Origin of the sequence: Azospirillum sp. TSH58 (genome assembly GCF_003119115.1) — a bacterium.
Lineage (GTDB): Bacteria > Pseudomonadota > Alphaproteobacteria > Azospirillales > Azospirillaceae > Azospirillum.
The window spans coordinates 1,707,525-1,723,255 of the sequence record NZ_CP022367.1 but is presented as its reverse complement, the minus strand read 5'-3'; the positions used below and the strand labels follow the sequence as shown (position 1 = coordinate 1,723,255).

The 15,731-nt window shown below is 69.8% G+C and carries 16 protein-coding genes; 7 read left to right on the top strand and 9 right to left on the bottom strand.

Annotated elements, in window-relative coordinates:
* Positions 1–4 precede the first annotated feature (4 nt).
* Entirely contained in the window at positions 5–799 is a 795-nt protein-coding gene (locus TSH58p_RS29265) for an ABC transporter ATP-binding protein (RefSeq protein WP_109071669.1), read from the bottom strand.
* Between the two features lie 6 nt (positions 800–805).
* Complete coding sequence (locus TSH58p_RS29260) at positions 806–1,942, bottom strand: MlaE family lipid ABC transporter permease subunit (protein WP_247874217.1); 1,137 nt, start codon at positions 1,940–1,942, stop codon at positions 806–808.
* Between the two features lie 199 nt (positions 1,943–2,141).
* Between TSH58p_RS29260 and TSH58p_RS29255 the strand changes: the two genes are divergently transcribed.
* Both TSH58p_RS29255 and TSH58p_RS29250 read left to right on the top strand, forming a co-directional pair.
* Positions 2,142–2,657: an adenine phosphoribosyltransferase gene (locus TSH58p_RS29255; protein ID WP_035678983.1), complete on the top strand. Its 516-nt coding sequence runs from the start codon at positions 2,142–2,144 to the stop codon at positions 2,655–2,657.
* Between the two features lie 259 nt (positions 2,658–2,916).
* Positions 2,917–4,605, top strand: a complete 1,689-nt coding sequence (locus tag TSH58p_RS29250) for a CocE/NonD family hydrolase (RefSeq protein ID WP_109071671.1) — start codon at positions 2,917–2,919, stop codon at positions 4,603–4,605.
* Positions 4,606–4,618: 13 nt separating this feature from the next.
* Here the strand turns inward: TSH58p_RS29250 and TSH58p_RS29245 are convergent, their stop codons facing one another.
* The gene (locus tag TSH58p_RS29245; protein ID WP_109071672.1) at positions 4,619–5,419 is read right to left on the bottom strand and encodes a Fic family protein; all 801 of its coding nucleotides are present in this window, start codon (positions 5,417–5,419) and stop codon (positions 4,619–4,621) included.
* A 248-nt stretch (positions 5,420–5,667) separates the two neighbouring features.
* On the opposite strand from TSH58p_RS29245, the gene TSH58p_RS29240 reads away from it, so the two are divergent.
* A complete protein-coding gene (locus TSH58p_RS29240) occupies positions 5,668–6,060 on the top strand; it encodes a bacteriohemerythrin (RefSeq protein WP_109071673.1) in 393 nt (130 codons plus the stop codon).
* A 92-nt stretch (positions 6,061–6,152) separates the two neighbouring features.
* Here the strand turns inward: TSH58p_RS29240 and TSH58p_RS29235 are convergent, their stop codons facing one another.
* Positions 6,153–6,782 (bottom strand): BON domain-containing protein, encoded by a 630-nt coding sequence (locus tag TSH58p_RS29235; protein ID WP_109071674.1) that lies wholly within the window; start codon positions 6,780–6,782, stop codon positions 6,153–6,155.
* A gap of 210 nt (positions 6,783–6,992) precedes the next feature.
* Positions 6,993–7,469, bottom strand: a complete 477-nt coding sequence (locus tag TSH58p_RS29230; RefSeq protein ID WP_109071675.1) for a CYTH domain-containing protein — start codon at positions 7,467–7,469, stop codon at positions 6,993–6,995.
* 199 nt (positions 7,470–7,668) lie between these two features.
* Between TSH58p_RS29230 and TSH58p_RS29225 the strand changes: the two genes are divergently transcribed.
* Positions 7,669–7,905, top strand: coding sequence for a hypothetical protein (locus TSH58p_RS29225; protein WP_109071676.1), 237 nt, complete (start codon positions 7,669–7,671; stop codon positions 7,903–7,905).
* 92 nt (positions 7,906–7,997) lie between these two features.
* Here TSH58p_RS29225 and TSH58p_RS29220 read toward each other — a convergent pair whose 3' ends face one another.
* Complete coding sequence (locus TSH58p_RS29220; protein ID WP_014198602.1) at positions 7,998–8,156, bottom strand: DUF3309 family protein; 159 nt, start codon at positions 8,154–8,156, stop codon at positions 7,998–8,000.
* A 163-nt stretch (positions 8,157–8,319) separates the two neighbouring features.
* A complete protein-coding gene (locus tag TSH58p_RS29215) occupies positions 8,320–10,011 on the bottom strand; it encodes a CorA family divalent cation transporter (RefSeq protein ID WP_109071677.1) in 1,692 nt (563 codons plus the stop codon).
* A 190-nt stretch (positions 10,012–10,201) separates the two neighbouring features.
* Here TSH58p_RS29215 and TSH58p_RS29210 point away from each other — a divergent pair, with 190 nt between their 5' ends.
* Both TSH58p_RS29210 and TSH58p_RS29205 read left to right on the top strand, forming a co-directional pair.
* Positions 10,202–10,891, top strand: a complete 690-nt coding sequence (locus TSH58p_RS29210; protein ID WP_109071678.1) for a hypothetical protein — start codon at positions 10,202–10,204, stop codon at positions 10,889–10,891.
* 199 nt (positions 10,892–11,090) lie between these two features.
* Positions 11,091–11,855 carry a metallophosphoesterase family protein gene (locus TSH58p_RS29205; protein ID WP_109071679.1) on the top strand — a complete coding sequence of 255 codons (765 nt, stop codon included), beginning with the start codon at positions 11,091–11,093 and terminating at the stop codon, positions 11,853–11,855.
* 4 nt (positions 11,856–11,859) lie between these two features.
* Here TSH58p_RS29205 and TSH58p_RS29200 read toward each other — a convergent pair whose 3' ends face one another.
* On the bottom strand, positions 11,860–12,765 hold the full coding sequence (locus TSH58p_RS29200; protein WP_109071680.1) for a LysR family transcriptional regulator: 906 nt from the start codon (positions 12,763–12,765) through the stop codon (positions 11,860–11,862).
* A 138-nt stretch (positions 12,766–12,903) separates the two neighbouring features.
* Here TSH58p_RS29200 and TSH58p_RS29195 point away from each other — a divergent pair, with 138 nt between their 5' ends.
* Positions 12,904–13,905, top strand: a complete 1,002-nt coding sequence (locus tag TSH58p_RS29195; RefSeq protein WP_109071698.1) for an aldo/keto reductase — start codon at positions 12,904–12,906, stop codon at positions 13,903–13,905.
* Between the two features lie 71 nt (positions 13,906–13,976).
* Here TSH58p_RS29195 and pyk read toward each other — a convergent pair whose 3' ends face one another.
* A complete protein-coding gene (gene pyk / locus TSH58p_RS29190; RefSeq protein ID WP_109071681.1) occupies positions 13,977–15,395 on the bottom strand; it encodes a pyruvate kinase in 1,419 nt (472 codons plus the stop codon).
* Positions 15,396–15,731 lie beyond the last annotated feature (336 nt).

The window sequence follows — 15,731 nt, the reverse complement described above, 5'->3', positions numbered from 1 at the left end:
CCGGTCAGCTTTCTGCATGGCGCGCGGCGCGGCCGCGCGGTCCGTGGAAATAGTCGTGAATCCAGGGATGCGGGTCCCGGAGATGCTCCTCCAGCGTGCCGACCCGGATCTTCTTGTCCACCAGCACGGCGATGCGGTCGCAGATGGAGGTCAGGCTGTCCAGGTCGTGGGTGACCATGAAGACGGTCAGGCCCAGGCTGCGCTGGAGGTTGCGGATCAGCTGGTCGAAGGCGGCGGCGCCGATGGGGTCCAGCCCGGCGGTCGGCTCGTCGAGGAACAGGATGTCGGGGTCGAGCGCCAGCGCGCGGGCCAGCCCGGCGCGCTTGATCATGCCGCCCGACAGCTCCGACGGGAACTTCGCCCCGGCGTTGGGCGGCAGGCCGGACATGGCGATCTTGACCCGCGCGATCTCCGCCGCCAGCGCCGCCGAGAGGTCGGTGTGCTCGCGCAGCGGCACCATGACGTTCTGCGCCACGGTCATCGAGCTGAACAGCGCGCCGTTCTGGAACAGCACGCCGGTGCGCGCCTGGAGCGCCACCCGCTCCGCCTCCGGCAGGCCGGCGGTGTCGTGGCCCAGCAGCTCGATCCGGCCGTCCGCCGGGCGGATCAGGCCGAGGATCTCCTTGAGCAGGACCGACTTGCCGGTGCCGGAGCCGCCGACCACGCCCAGCACCTCCCCCCGCCGCACGTCGAGGTCGAGCCCGTCATGGACCACCTGCGGGCCGAAGCGCGTGACCAGCCCGCGCACGCGGATCACCGCGTCCTGCGCATCCGGTTGTGTGTCGTCAAACGGCGCCACGGCCCCTCACAGCCTGAGGAAGGAGAACAGGACGGAGAAGACCGCGTCCAGGACGATCACCAGGAAGATGGACTCCACCACCGACTTGGTGGTCAGCGTGCCCACGCTCTCGGCGCTGCCGGAGACCTTCAGCCCCTCGTAACAGCCGACCATGGCGATCACCAGCGCGAAGACCGGCGCCTTCACCAGTCCAACCAGGAAATGCGGCAGCGTGACGGCGCCGTGAAGCTGGCGGATGAACTGCCCGAAGGTGATGTCCAGCGTCGCGTAGCTCATCACCGCACCGCCGAACAGCCCCATGATGTCGGCGTAGAAGGCCAGCAGCGGCAGGGTGATCATCAGGGCCAGCGCGCGCGGCACCACCAGAAGCTCCACCACGTCCAGACCCAGCGTGCTGATGGCGTCCACCTCCTGGTTCACCTTCATGGTGCCGATCTGCGCGGTGAAGGCCGAGCCGGAGCGCCCCGCCACGATGATCGCCGTCATCAGGATGCCGATCTCGCGCAGGATGGACACGCCCAGCAGATTGACCACGAACAGCTCCGCCCCGAAGCGGCGGAGCTGGTCCGCCCCCTGGAAGGCCAGCACCACGCCGATCAGGAAGGACAGCAACCCGAGGATCGGCAGGGCGTTCAGCCCGGTCTGCTCGATGTGGAACATCACCGAGCGGAAGCGCAGCCGCCGCGGATTCACGATCAGCCGCCCGAAGGTGATGGCGATGAGGCCGAGGAAGGACAGCAGGTCCCGCCCCTCGCGCAGCCCGTCCACGGCGGTGCGCCCGGTGCGCTCCAGCATGTCGATGATGGGGCGGTGCGTCTGAGCCCGCTCGACCGGCGGGGGGCCGACCTCGCGCACGGCGTCGAACAGGGCGGCGTGCTCCGGGCGGATGGCGGCCAGATCGACGCCGTGGCCCGCCGCCTTCAGCCGGTCGGAGAGGGCGGACAGCAGATAGGCGCCCACCGTGTCCATGGCGTCCAGCCGCGACAGGTCGAGGCTGACCGCCCCGCCGCCGTCCAGCGCGAAGCCGTCGAGCGTGCCCGACAGGGACCCGGCGGCCTTCAAATCCCATTGACCGAGAGCCGTCAGCCGCCACTCACCGTCGCCGGCGCGCGACGATTCCAACCACGCCCTTTCGCGCGCCATGCCCCGTCCTGCCCTTCCCTTCCGGTGCCGCCATGCGGCGATGCTCATGCTTGTGGAGAGGAACTTGGCCGCAAGCCCCCCCGATGGTCAACCTCAAGCCGGGGAAAAACAGCCGCGCAGCGGTGGTTTGCACGCCGAGGTCCGCCCCGATAGTATGGCGCCGCCGTTGCACAGGAACCTTTTCACCATGCCGAACCCCATCGATCTGAAGAACCACATCCGCGGCATCGCCGACTTCCCCAAGCCCGGCATCCTCTTCTACGACATCTCCCCGCTGCTGGCTCACGCCGAGGCGTGGAAGGAAGCGGTGGACCAGCTGGCCGAGGCGCTGCGCCCGCACAAGCCGGAGCTGCTGGTGGGCATCGAGTCCCGCGGCTTCCTGATCGCCGCCCCGCTGGCCCTGGCGCTCGGCACCGGCTTCATCATGGTGCGCAAGCACGGCAAGCTGCCCGGCGACAAGGTCGCCCACTCCTACGACCTGGAATACGGCACCGACACCATCGAGGTTCAGGCCGACGCCGTGAAGCCCGGCCAGCGCGTGGTCGTCCTGGACGATCTGCTGGCGACCGGCGGCACCATGGCCGCGGCGATCAGCCTGCTGCGCCGCGTCGGCGCCGACGTCCGCGCCGCCGCCTTCCTGGTCGAGCTGACCTTCCTCAACGGCCGGGACAAGCTGGATGTGCCCAGCGTCTCGCTGATGAGCTACGATTCGTAAAAAGCGCCTTCCGGAAAGGCGTCTGCCTATCCTTTGTGCGGAAGCAGCGCGACACGGTCCCTTCTCCCCTCTGGGAAGAAGATCAGGATGAGGGGGCGCCGGAGGCGGCCCGCGTCACGCGGTGAAGGCTTTTCTCCGCCCCGCCGGGCGTAAATCCCCCTCACCCAGCCCTCTCCCCAGAGGGGGGAAGAGGGTTTGGACCGCTCATGGCACAGCGCTTGCGAGAGTTGCCGGTCACAGTTGCTCGGCAGGGCGCCCCATGACCCATATGGCCCCGGTGATTCTCGAACAGCCGCCCCTTCTGGCCGTCCGGCCTCCCGAAACCGTCTCCATGCGGACACGCGACGGCTTGAGGCTGGACGCCGACCTCTACCGACCCGACGGCGTCGGTCCCTGGCCGGTCCTGCTGCTGCGTCTGGCCTGCGGGCGGCGCACGGCGATGACCAGCCATTACGCGCACCCGCGCTGGTACGCCGCCCGCGGCTATGTCGTCGTGGTGCAGGACGTGCGCGGGCGCGGCACGTCGGAGGGCCGTTTCCGCCCCTTCGAGGCGGAGCGCGAGGACGGCGCCGACGCGGTGGCCTGGGCGGCATCCCTGCCCGGTTCCAACGGCACCGTCGGCATGTATGGCAGCGGCTACGCCGGGATGGCGCAGCTTCTGGCCCTGGCAGAGCGGCCCGCCGCGCTGCGCGCGGTGGTGCCGGCGCTGGCCGGCTGGGACGTCTTCACCGACTGGGCGACGGAGGGCGGCGCCTTCCGGCTGGCCGACGCGATGGGCTGGGCGCTGCACTGCGCGGCGGAGTCGGCCCGCCGGCTGGAGGACGGCGCGGCCTACCGCGCGCTCCTGGAAGGGATCCGCGCCCTTCCGCTGGACGACGAGATCCCGTCCCGCCCGCGGGTGCTGCGCGACTACGCGCGCCACTGCCATTACGACGACTGGCTGACCACGCCCGGACCGGGCGGAAGCTGGGACGAATTGTCGCCACGGCACGCCCTGTCAGGCGGCGTCGGCGAGGTTTCCGTTCTTCAGATCGGCGGCTGGTACGACCCGCGCCTGACCGGCACCCTGGCGGCGCACGAAGCCCTGTCCGCCGGCGGCGACGGCACCGTCCGCCTGATGGTCGGCCCATGGGATCGCCAGGGCGTGGCGCTCCACCCCCGGACCGAGGGGTCCCATGGCGACGGTCGGGCGCCGTCCGACCTGCCGTCCTTCGACGCCCTGCAGCTCGGCTGGTTCGAGCGCTTCCTGAAAGGGGAGATGAACGGCGCGGACCGCGGCGGCCCGATCCGCCTGTTCGACGTTCTGGAGCGCCGCTGGCGCGACCTGCCGGCCCTGCCGCCCGCCGCGCTGCCGCTGCACCTGTCCAGCGACGGCCTCGCCACGCGGCAAGGCGGCGCTCTGCGCGAGGGCGTGCCGGACGAGTCCTTCCTTGATGTGCTGGTCCACGACCCGCGCGACCCGGTGCCCACCGTGGGCGGCCACGCCGTGCCCGACGCCGGCCCACGCGACCGCGCCGCCGTCGACACCCGCCCCGACGTGGCGGTCTACGACACCGCCCCGCTCGCGGCGCCGCTGACGCTGTCCGGTCAGGCATCCCTGGAGATCTGGGTGGAGGCCGACGCGCCATCCTTCGACGTCAGCGCCGTCCTGTCCGCCGTGCTGCCGGACGGGCGCGTGCTGCCGCTCAGCCAGGGGCACGCGCGGGTGGAGCCGGGCGGCGAGCAGCGACCCATGCCGGTGGCTCTGCGCGCCCTCTGCGCGACGCTGCCGGCCGGAAGCGCGCTGCGCCTCAGCCTCGCCGGGTCCTGCTTCCCGGCCTACCCCGTCAATCCGGGAACCGGGGCGGAGCCGGGCGAAACCCGGCTGGTGGACGCGCAGCCGATCACCCTGCTGATCCACGGCGGCGGCGCCCGGCCGTCGCGCCTGCTGCTGCCGGCGCGGGGCTGACCGTCACGTCCCGTCAGGGACGCCGGCCGTAGCCCTCCTCCTCGTGGGCGGCGCCGAAGCCGTCCTCGTCCGGCTCGAAATCGCGGAGGGCGCGGGCGGCGCTGCGCAGGCACAGGTTCAGGCTGCGGTCGAGCAGGCGCATCATCAGGTCGCGGAACGGCGTCTTGTCGCCGAGAGACCAGGCGCGCTCCACCATCGCGCCATACATGTCGCGATCCTCCTCGGTCACCACCACCGGCGGGAAACCGGCGCGGTTCAGGATGAGGTTGCACAGCAGAAGCGCGGTCGCGGCGTTGCCCTGGAAGAAGGGACGGACGCTCATCAGCCGGTGATGCGCCTCGAAAGCCGCCTCCGGCCCCGGCTCCGTCCGGCGCAGCCAGCCCGACAGCGCCGACATCGACACCCGCACCTTCGCCGGATCGGGGGAGGCGCCGGCGTCGTCCTTCAACGGGCCGTCACGGTAGCGCCCGGCGTTGGTGTCGATTCCCTGGTACAGCACGCCGTGGAAGGCCGCGATGGTGCGCTCCGTCACCACCCCGCCGCCCTGGAAGGACAGGCGGGCCATCAGTTCCAGCGCGGCGCGGTGGTTGAGCGCGAGGCGCTGCGGGTCGGCCGGACGGCTGCGCAGAACCGCACCGCGGTCGAGCACCATGCGGATGTCCTCGGGGGACAGTTCCACCCCTTCCACGAGGAGGCAGGCGGTGGTCAGGCCGCGCTCGAAGCGGTCGGCCAGATCGCGGACCACCGGCAACGGCATGGGCCGGGCGTCGTCCAGAACCCGCTTCTTCTCCAGAATATCGTCCAGCAGCGCCATTGTCCCGAACTCCGCAGATCCCTTGCATTTTCATAATGCCTGGACGCCGCGCGGGGAAGCACATCCTTTGCCGCCCCACAAGGTCAACAGGGTGCGGTGCAACCTCCGGCCTGCGGTTTTTTGCCGCTTGTGCCGCCGCGGTTGCCGGTTTTAACATCGCATTACAAGATTTCCGCGCCCCCTATACTCGCCTGACCCGGCCCTCTGAAAGGATTGATCCGATGCAACATGTTGCCTGGGATAAATCGATGAGCGTCGGCGTCGAAATTCTCGACGACGACCACAGAAAATTGCTCGACATGTTCAACCATCTTCTGAAGGCCGGCATCGCGGAGAAAGACCGCGCCAGCCTGTCCGGGCTGCTGGGGGGCTTGCAGGAATACACGACCGTGCATTTCAAGCGGGAGGAGGCGCTGATGGAGCAGCAGGGCTATCCCGGCCTCGACGCCCATCGCGCGGCGCACCGCTACTTCATCGACGAGGTTCACAAACTGACCCTGGACGATGACGACAGCAACGAGATGATGCTGCGCATCGACCTGATCCTGCTCCTGAAGGAGTGGTTCATCGAGCACATCCAGTCGGTGGACAAGCAGTACAGCCCCTTCATCGCCGAAGGCACCGGCAGCACCGCCCACTGAGCACAGGCTGAGCAAACGCGCGAACGCCCCCGCTCCGGCCTGGAGCGGGGGCGTTCCGTCAGCGCTCAGCGGCATCCGGCCATCTATGGCCATCAAATGGCCATCGTGCCGCCCGGCTCGCGAAGGCGCAGATTGTTCTGGACGTGACGGACGCCGGAGATGGCGTCGGCCAGATCCTCGGCGCGGCGCTTGGCCACGCGGTCGTCCACCGTGCCGTCCAGAGTGACCTCGCCGCCCGACACGGACACCGTGATGTCCGTGGCGTCGAGATAGGGGTCCTCGGTCAGCCGGTCGTTCAGATCGTCGAGGATCCGCTCGTCCGACCGGGTGTAGCCGCGAGGGCCGCGCCCTCGGAACTGGGCGCGCCGCTCGTCCTCCTGGCGGCGGCGCTCGGCGTCGTCGTTGCCGAACCAGGAGGCGACCTCGTCACCCGCCTGCTCCCAGAAGTTGCGCTCCCGCGCCATGCCGATGGGTTCGTCGCGGTAGCGCTCATCCCGGATGCGGTCGTCGCGATGCCAGCCGCGCTCGGCGTGGCCCCAATCGCTGCCCCAGCGGCGGCTGGGATCGCGCCCGCCGGAACCGCCGCTTTCGTAGTCACTCCGGGGGTAACCGCCTGCGCCGTAGGCGCCGCGCCCAAATTCATTGCGATCGCGGACGTCGCGACGATCGTCATCGTCCACGTTGCGGGCCTCGTCCTTCCACCGGTTCTCGTACTGGGTCATCGTGCCAGACTCCCGTTCGCCGTTGCCCTCCGCCCGTCCGGACGGCTCTTTTGCAACAGGACGGCGCCGCGCTGCGTTCCCCTTTCGGCGCATCGCCGGAGTTTCCGCACAGTCTGGCACGCGGATTGCTGCGCTGCACACAGTCATCCACGCAGCCTTGGCCCCGGTCCCCCCTTCGGACCGGGGCTTCTTTTTTCACCGGGAGAAGATTTAGGCGGCGCTGACCCAGTGGCGGATCGGGCTGCGCGACAGGGCGGAGTTGCTGTAGGCCGCCCGGTGCGTGACCTCCGCCCCCACCCAATCGGGGAGCGGAACGACCTGGTCGGGATGGGACAGTTCGACCTCGGCGATCACCAGACCGGCGTTCTCGCCGCCGAACACGTCGACTTCCCAGCAGAGACCATGGTGATGGACGAGGTAACGGGTCTTCTCGATCAGGCCGTCACGGCAACTGTGGCGCAGCAGACCAAGAGCGAGATCGAGGGGAAGCGGGTGTTCGACCTCATCGCGGCACAGGCCGCGACGGGGGCCTTTGACGGTCAGCGTGGCGTCCGGCCCGGCGACCCGGACCCGCACCGTCCGGCCGTCGTCGGAGGGCAGATACCCCTGGACGATGGACAGGCCGTTTCGACACAGGAGACGGATGTCCCTCCGCACCAGAAACCGCCGCTCGATCTCAACCGCCATGATATCCGCCTTTCGGCTTATCGGACGCCGCTGAGGATAATCGCCCACCGGTTTGCGGCGCAACCATGCCTCATACGCATGAAATCCATTCCTGCGTTGCGGTATTACCATTTGAACACAGTGCTGAACAAGCGCCCACGACGCAGGTCCCGTTGCTCCGTGGTGGGAGCGGCCACCCGTTCTGGGGTAGCATGCCGCCATGGCACAAGACCTCGCACCCTGGCTGATCCTGTTCGCCCTCTACGGCGCGCCCCTCCTTCATGTGATGCTGTCACGACGCGGCGGCCCGTGGCGCCCGCCCCCCGGCACGCGCTGCCCCTTCGGCCCGCGGGCCGGCTGGGTGGTGATGGTGCTGATCCTGGGACCGATCGGCTGGCTGATGTTCGTCATGCGCAACGGGCGCCGTTCCCGTCCCGGCCGCAGCCCCGGAGCGTGACGCCCAGAGGCCGGTGGCGGAACGGGAACGGCGCCCGCGCGTTGGTTTGCCCGGATGGGTTGCCGTGATAGGTTGCCGTGGCGGGTTCCCCGTCAGATGCGGCCCATCAGCAGCAGCACGATCAGGACCAGCAGCAGCACGCCGAGGATGCCGCTGGGGCCATAGCCCCAACCGCGGCTGTGCGGCCAGGCCGGAACCGCGCCGATTAGAACGAGAATCAAAATGATAAGCAGAATGGTGCCGATGCTCATGGCGTCCTCCCAAATGTGGAGCTTTCGCTGACAAGAACGCGAGCTTGGCCGGCTGGTTCCTGCATCCCGCCTGTTCTTTGGCGCCCGCCATCTCCATTCGGGGCAGCGGCGCCCTATCCTTCCGGTTTTTCTTCGAAACAGGGCGCCATCCGCTGCCGCCGGCTCACAAGGGCGGCCCGGTGCGGCGACTCGGGCGCTCCCACACCTTCGTCAGCAGCGCCAGCTTGCTCCGCCCCGGCAGCCGTTCGTCCGACAGGGCCTCCAGGAAATCGGCCAGACGCTTGGACCGAAACACGCTGAAGGCGATGAGCCCGACCGTCGCCAGCAGGACGAACAGGAAGAACAGAATCCGCACCGGCAGCGGGTCGTCGGCCATGGCGAGCAGGTTCATGCCGAGGAATCCGGTGACCAGCGTCCCGATGGTGCTGACCACCGTGACCACGGTCAGCCGCAGCACCGTGTTGGCCTGCCGCCGCAGCCCGTCGCTGTCGAGATAGTCCGACATGTCCTGAACCTCGTCCCGCACCTCGGCGTAGAGGCGGTCGGTGCCGAGATGCCCGGCCCACAGGCGGAACAGGTCGCGCAGCGGCCCCTGGATCGACAGCTCGTGGAACCAATAGCGGTGGGTGAAGCGCAGGAAGATCTCGAACACCTGCCGGATGTCGCGCTTGAATCGCTTCACCGACTCCACGGCCCCGATGTCGAGCTGGCTGACCGCCAGCACCAGCCGGTCGGACAGCATCACCAGCGCGGCGCGGTGGAAATGCACGACCAGCCCGAGCAGGAAATACTGGTGCCGGAACTGGCCGAGCAGCCCGGTTTCCGCGTCGGTGAAGAAGGCGTCGCCCTCCGGCCCCACCATGACCAGCGAATGGCCGCAGCACAGGATGCGGCTGCGCGTCCAGGCGCCGGGCGCCCGCGGGTCCCAATAGCGGTCGTAGCAATAGCGCTGCTCGAATCCCTCCAGGAAGGCCGGCGCGAAGGGCATGGCCTCCCCCGATTCCGATCCCGGCCCCGGCCCCGGCCTCGGGCCTGGCCCAGGCGAGGTGGCGAAGCCCAGCCGCACCCAGTCCGCCCGCTCCAGCCGTTCCGGCTCGTCCAGCGACAGGTAGGCCATGGCCGGCATCCGCTGATATTCGAGCTGGCGGTAGCGCAGCAGCCCGATCTCCTCCGAGTGGTGGTGGACCAGGGGGCGCAGAAGGAACGACCAGTGGGCGGCGATGCGCGGCGCCCGGTGGTGGCACACGAAGGACAGATACTCCGCCTTCCGCTCATAATCGGAAACGGCGAGCACGGCGCCGTCGGCGCCGATCCATTCGACGCGGTGCGGGCATTGCGCGGCGCTGCCGTCCGGCTCCCAGGCAGGCGGATAGGTGCGGCCCAGCCGGAACAGCGTGTCCTGCACGCGGTCCAGCGGCAGATCCGTGCCGAACAGTTCCACGACGAGGATCGCCACGTCGACGTCGTGGAAGAAATGCAGATCGACATGGGCGATGGCGAAGCGCAGCGGCGCCTGCCCCCGCCGCAGGGTGACCGTCAGCGCCGCCACGTCGCGCCGCCGGAAGACGCGGATGGGAGAGCCGCCATAGCCGGGCCGGTGGTCGCGCGATTCCCCCTCGCCATAGAGGAAGCGCTGCACATAGGGCAGGAAGGACACGAACTCGCTGTAATGGCGCTCGCTGAACTGGCCGGGGTCCTGGGTGAACTCGTCCGCCACCTCCTGCCAGGGACAGTCCGGCCCGCCGAGCCATTCCCAATGGTTCTGGATCTGCGCGCCGTCCTTCAGCGGCATCAGCTGCACCGGCCACAGCAGGATTTCGCGAAACCGGCGCACGCGGATCGGGCTCTCGTCCATGGCGCCCCTCCCCCTTGTCCTTCTTTTCCCACATCCTAGCAGAGTCCAATCCGGCGAGAACGCGGCACCAAGGGGGGAGTGCCGGGCGTTCGCGCCATCCCCATCGGCCCTGACCATTAACCAGGACGAAAGCCCGGCCCTGGTAGCGTCCCCCGTTCAGATCATGCGCCGGAGGAGGATTCATTTGCCGATGACGCGCCGGATCGGGCTGTTCCTGCTGGTCGCCGGGCTGGGAACGGCCACGCCCGCCCTGGCCCTGGAGGCCCGTGTTTCCGATGCCGCCTCCGACGCCGTCTGCGCCGGAGAGGGCACCGGACAGCGCTGCACCGTGTCCGCCGTCCAGCCCTTCGCCGACAACCGGGGCGGCCTTGGCGAGTTGAGCATCAGCGCGGTTCGCGACGCGGCCTGCACCTCCCTCTACATCGTGTTCGACGAGCCCATCGCGCTCGCCCGTCCCGTCACCCTGGCGGTGGACGGAGCCCCGCCGCAGCGTTTCTACACGCCGCGCCAGCTTTCCGACCTCGCCGACGCGCTCGACGAGGGGCCGCAGGCCGGCGCCGCACCGGAGGCGGCTCCGCCCGAGTTCGCCCGCTTCCTGGCCCAGGTCGCTGCGGGCGCCATCACCGACGAGGACGCCGGGACGGAGATGCTGAGCCGCTTCGCCGCGATCAAGGAGCCGCGGCGCATCGGCCTGACCTGCGGCCCGATGGAGCGCCTGATGCCGCTGATCCGCTCGGATCGCCCGCTGCGGCTGGAGTTCCAGAGGCAGGCGAACAGCGCGACCCAGGTCTATCACTGGCCGCGACTCGACCGGCGGACCGTGGAGTTCCGGCTGGGCGGCCTGCTGGAGGCGCTGGACCGGGCCATGCCCGGTTCCTGACGGCACCGCCAGGGAATGCCGTCCGGGGTAACCACTTCGGCCGCTTGACCGCACCCGCTCTTTCCAGTCCGACTCGCCCCATGTGGATGAATTCGGTGAAGGCGGTCCGGGCAAGCGGCTGTCCGACTTGAGAGCGCGCGCCGTCATCCCTATCCTGTCAAGGCAGGACCCACCCATCGATGACGGAGGAGAGCGGAGCGTGTTCGGCTTTGCGCGCAAACTGTGGTCGGACCCGGAACCCGCCGCGAGCCTCGTGCCGCGGGGCGTGCGCGTCTACGCGGTGGGCGACATCCATGGACGCCTGGATCTGCTGGACCAGCTGCTGGCGCAGATCGACCGCGATGCGACGAGCGGCGCCGACCTCGTCAAGTATCTGGTCTTTCTCGGCGACTATGTGGACCGCGGGCCGGACTCCGCGATGGTCATCGAACGGCTATGCCGGGAGCCCCTGCCCGGTTTCGGCGCCATCCATCTGCGCGGCAACCACGAGGCCGCGATGATGGACTTCATCGACAAGCCGGAGGCCGGACCGGATTGGCTGGAGTTTGGCGGGCGGGCGACGCTGGCCAGCTACGGCGTTCCGGCCCCCGTCGAGGACGCCCCGCCGGAGCATGTGGAGGAGGCCCGCCAGCGCTTCGCCGCGGCTCTGCCGCCCCATCACCGGGCCTTCCTGGCCGGGCTGCGCTCCAGCGTCGCCATCGGCGACTACCTGTTCGTCCATGCCGGCATCCGCCCCGGCCTGCCGCTGCACCGCCAGCGCGACGAGGACCTGCTGTGGATCCGGCGGGAGTTCCTGACCTCCCATCTCGACCACGGCAAGCTCGTCGTGCACGGCCACACCATCGTCGAGCAGCCGGACGTCCGCTCCAACCGCATCGGCATCGACACCGGCGCCTACGCCTCCAACCGGCTGACCGCGCTGGTCCTGGAAGGCGGGGAGCGCCGCTTCCTCTGCACCGTCTGACCGCTTACGGCGCGGCCTGCCGGCGCCAGTCCTTGAGGAAGTCGAGGAAGGCGCGCAGCGCCGCCGGCGGCTGGCGGCGCGACGGGTAGTAGAGGAAGGGGCCGGGGAAGCTCTGGCTCCAATCCTCCAGCACGGCGACGAGGCGGCCGCACGCGATGTGGTCCGCCACATAGCCGTCGAAGGTCAGCAGGAAGCCCAGCCCGTCCAGGGCCGCGCGGATCTGGACGCCGACATGGCCGGCGTGGAAGGGGCCGCCCGGCTGGACGCGCACGACGCGCCCGTCCCGCTCGAACTCCCAGGGCGGGTGGGCGCCGCTGGCGTAGACGACGGACACGGTCGGCTTGCCCAGCAGGTCCTCCGGCCGCTCCGGCACGCCGAACCGTTCCAGAACCGACGGCGCCGCGCACAGCACGTAGCGTTGCGGCGGACCGAGCGGCACCGCGATCATGTCCTGCGCCAGATGTTCCTCGTAGCGCACGCCGGCGTCGTAGCCCCGCGCCACGATGTCGATCAGCGCCATGTCCACGGTGATCTCCAGTTCCACCTCGGGGAAGCGGGTCAGGAAGGGCGTGACCATCGGGGCCAGCACCAGATCGGCCGCGGGGGCCGGCGCGTTGATGCGCAGCCGTCCCGCCGGGCGGCCCTGGCGTTCCCGCAGGTCGGACAGGGCGCCGGCCACCTCGCCCAGCGCCGGTTCCAGCCGGCGGAGAAGCTGTTCCCCAGCCTCGGTCGGGGCGACGCTGCGCGTGGTGCGGTTCAGCAGGCGGACGCCGAGATGCTCCTCCAGTTCGCGCATCCGCTGGCTGAGGCTGGAGACGGACACGCGCTGTTCCAGCGCCGCCCGCCGGAAGCTGCGGTGGCGGGCGACCGCGGCGAAGGCTTGCAGGTCGCGCAGGTCGGTGTCGTCCATACCGGTGTGTTCCGATTGTTCGGTGGAGTGAACAGCCCATTCGGCATTGTGCATCTTATCGGATCAATGGGGCCGGGTCATCATCCAGGGCAAGGCGGCGCTGAAACGGCGCCGCGACGGACGGAGAGGATCATGAACATGGAACAGCGCACGCTCGGGGCCACCGGCCCCGTCAGCTCGGTTATCGGCCTCGGCTGCATGGGCATGTCGGACTTCTACGGCGCCGCCGACCAGGAGGAGAGCGTCGCCACGATCCACGCGGCGCTCGACGCCGGGATCACGCTGCTCGACACCGGCGACTTCTACGGCATGGGGCACAACGAGCTGCTCATCCGCGACGCCCTGCGCGGGCGCGACCGGGACAAGCTGCTCATCAGCGTCAAGTTCGGCGCGCTGCGCGACCCGGAGATGGGGTGGAACGGCTACGATTCCCGCCCGGCGGCGGTGAAGAACTTCCTGACCTACTCGCTGCGCCGGCTGGGCGTGGACCACATCGACATCTACCGCCCGGCCCGGCTCGACCCGGGCGTTCCCATCGAGGACACGGTGGGCGCCATGGCCGACATGGTGAAGGCCGGCTACATCCGCCACATCGGCCTGTCGGAGGTCGGACCGGAAACCATCCGCCGCGCCGCCGCGGTTCATCCGATCAGCGACCTGCAGATCGAATATTCCCTGATCTCCCGCGGGATCGAGGAGGCCATCCTGCCCACCTGCCGGGAGCTTGGCATCGGCGTCACCGCCTACGGCGTGCTGTCGCGCGGCCTGATCAGCGGCCATTGGAGCAAGGATCGGGCGGGGCAGGATTTCCGCAGCCGCAGCCCGCGCTTCCAGGGCGAGAATCTGGATCGGAATCTGGCGCTGGTGGAGCGTCTGCGGGAGATCGCCCAGCGCATCGGCGGCTCGGTCGCCCAGGTCGCCATCGCCTGGGTGGCGGCGCAGGGCCGCGACATCGTCCCGCTGGTCGGCGCCCGCCGCCGCGACCGTCTGGCCGAGGCTCTGGGCGCCCTGGACCTCGCCCTGTCGGCGGAGGATCTGGCGCGACTGGCCGAAGCCCTGCCGCCGGGTGCTGCAGCGGGCGAACGCTACCCGGCGGCCCAGCTCGTCCACATGGACAGCGAGACGTACAAGGGGCGCTAAACCTCGCCCCCACCCCGGCCCTCCCCCGCTTCGCAGGGGAGGGCCGGGGTGGGGGCACCGTTGCCGACGCTTTACCCCTCGACCTGCACCACGCGCAGGTTGTTGGTGGTCCCCGCCTGCGCGAACGGAATGCCGGCAACCACGACCATCTGGTCGTTGGGCTTGGCGAAGCCCTGCTCCTTGGCGAAGCTCAGCGCCCGCTCGACCATCTCCTCGTAGGTGTGGATGTCGGCGGACAGGACGCTGTGCGCGCCCCACAGAAGCGACAGGCGGCGCGACACCGCGCTGTGCGGGGTGATCGCCAGGATCGGCACCGCCGGGCGGCGCCGGGCGATGCGGGCGGCCGTGGTGCCGCTGGAAGTGTAGGCGACGATGGTCGATGCGTGGATCACCTCGGCCAGATCGGCGGCGGCGGCGGCCACCGCGTGCGGCGCCGTCTGCTCCTCGCCGGGGTCCGACGCGTCGATGATCGAGCGGTAGAGCTTGTGCTGCTCCGTGCTGCGGATGATGCGGTCCATCATCTCGACGGCCTCCACCGGGAAGGCGCCGCTGGCCGATTCCGCCGACAGCATCACCGCGTCGGCGCCGTCATAGATGGCGGTCGCCACGTCGGACGCCTCGGCCCGCGTCGGGGTCGGGGCGTTGACCATCGAATCGAGCATCTGCGTCGCCACGATCACCGGCTTCACGGCGAGGCGGCAGGCGCGCACCAGCTCCTTCTGGCGGCCCGGCACCTCCTCGTGCGGGATCTCGACGCCCAGGTCGCCGCGGGCGACCATGACCGAGTCCGACAGGCGGATGATGTCGTCGATGCGGTCCAGCGCCGCCGGCTTCTCGATCTTCGACATCAGCCCGGCGCGGTCGCCGATCAGCCCGCGGGCCTCCAGCAGGTCCGCCGGCTTCTGCACGAAGGACATCGCCACCCAGTCGACGCCCAGCTCCAGCCCGAAGGCGAGGTCGACGCGGTCCTTGGCGGTCAGGGGCGACAGCTCCAGCACCGTGTCGGGCAGGTTCACGCCCTTGCGGTTGGAGATCGCCCCGCCGATCACCACCTTGGCGTCGATGTAATCGTCGCCCAGCCCGGTCACGGCGACGCGCACGCGCCCGTCGTCGATCAGCAGATTGTGGCCCGGCATCACCGCGGCGAAGATTTCCGGATGGGGCAGCGGGATCGCGGTCTTGTCGCCGTCGGCGCCGGACAGGACGAAGCGGATCGATTCGCCGGCGGCGACGGTGATCTTGCCGTCACGGATGGTGCCGACGCGGATCTTCGGTCCCTGCAGGTCCTGAAGAATGCCGATGGGACGGCCAACCTCGGCCTCCAGGGCGCGGATGGCGGCGTGGACCTTGGCGTGGTCCTCGTGCGTTCCATGGCTGAAATTCAGGCGGAAGGTATCGACGCCGGCCAGGAACAGCCGCTTCAGCATCTCGGGGGTGTTGCTGGCGGGACCGACCGTGGCAACGATCTTCGCGCGGCGGTGACGACGCATATGGTTTCGGCCTCTCGGGCCGCCTCCTTGGTGGAGTGTCGAACGGCGGGCATGCCGGGTGGGAAGCGGGCGGCCATGGAACCGCCCGGCTGCCGTTCACATTGGTGGATGACGGCCCGCTGACAACCACCGAACCCGCAATAATGCCCGGCTGTGGCAGACCCGCCGCCTGCGGGCCGGCTCCCGCGTCCGTTCGTACCCTCAATCATCATCGAACCGTCACCGGACGGTCACGCAAGGCCGCTATCACTCGCGCCGGCTGAGCGCGCGCCGCGGATTCGACCGGTGCGCGCGCCGCCGCTCCGTCCGCAAGACACCCGCCATCGCAAGACGTCG

What these genes read in the sequence shown, in the direction of transcription:
- TSH58p_RS29260 (WP_247874217.1), bottom strand. Translation starts at nt 1,942, where the DNA reads ATGGCGCGCGAAAGGGCGTGGTTGGAATCGTCGCGCGCCGGCGACGGT.
- TSH58p_RS29250 (WP_109071671.1), top strand. Translation starts at nt 2,917, where the DNA reads ATGACCCATATGGCCCCGGTGATTCTCGAACAGCCGCCCCTTCTGGCC.
- TSH58p_RS29245 (WP_109071672.1), bottom strand. Translation starts at nt 5,419, where the DNA reads ATGGCGCTGCTGGACGATATTCTGGAGAAGAAGCGGGTTCTGGACGAC.
- TSH58p_RS29240 (WP_109071673.1), top strand. Translation starts at nt 5,668, where the DNA reads ATGAGCGTCGGCGTCGAAATTCTCGACGACGACCACAGAAAATTGCTC.
- TSH58p_RS29235 (WP_109071674.1), bottom strand. Translation starts at nt 6,782, where the DNA reads ATGACCCAGTACGAGAACCGGTGGAAGGACGAGGCCCGCAACGTGGAC.
- TSH58p_RS29230 (WP_109071675.1), bottom strand. Translation starts at nt 7,469, where the DNA reads ATGGCGGTTGAGATCGAGCGGCGGTTTCTGGTGCGGAGGGACATCCGT.
- TSH58p_RS29225 (WP_109071676.1), top strand. Translation starts at nt 7,669, where the DNA reads ATGGCACAAGACCTCGCACCCTGGCTGATCCTGTTCGCCCTCTACGGC.
- TSH58p_RS29220 (WP_014198602.1), bottom strand. Translation starts at nt 8,156, where the DNA reads ATGAGCATCGGCACCATTCTGCTTATCATTTTGATTCTCGTTCTAATC.
- TSH58p_RS29215 (WP_109071677.1), bottom strand. Translation starts at nt 10,011, where the DNA reads ATGGACGAGAGCCCGATCCGCGTGCGCCGGTTTCGCGAAATCCTGCTG.
- TSH58p_RS29210 (WP_109071678.1), top strand. Translation starts at nt 10,202, where the DNA reads ATGACGCGCCGGATCGGGCTGTTCCTGCTGGTCGCCGGGCTGGGAACG.
- TSH58p_RS29200 (WP_109071680.1), bottom strand. Translation starts at nt 12,765, where the DNA reads ATGGACGACACCGACCTGCGCGACCTGCAAGCCTTCGCCGCGGTCGCC.
- TSH58p_RS29195 (WP_109071698.1), top strand. Translation starts at nt 12,904, where the DNA reads ATGGAACAGCGCACGCTCGGGGCCACCGGCCCCGTCAGCTCGGTTATC.
- pyk (WP_109071681.1), bottom strand. Translation starts at nt 15,395, where the DNA reads ATGCGTCGTCACCGCCGCGCGAAGATCGTTGCCACGGTCGGTCCCGCC.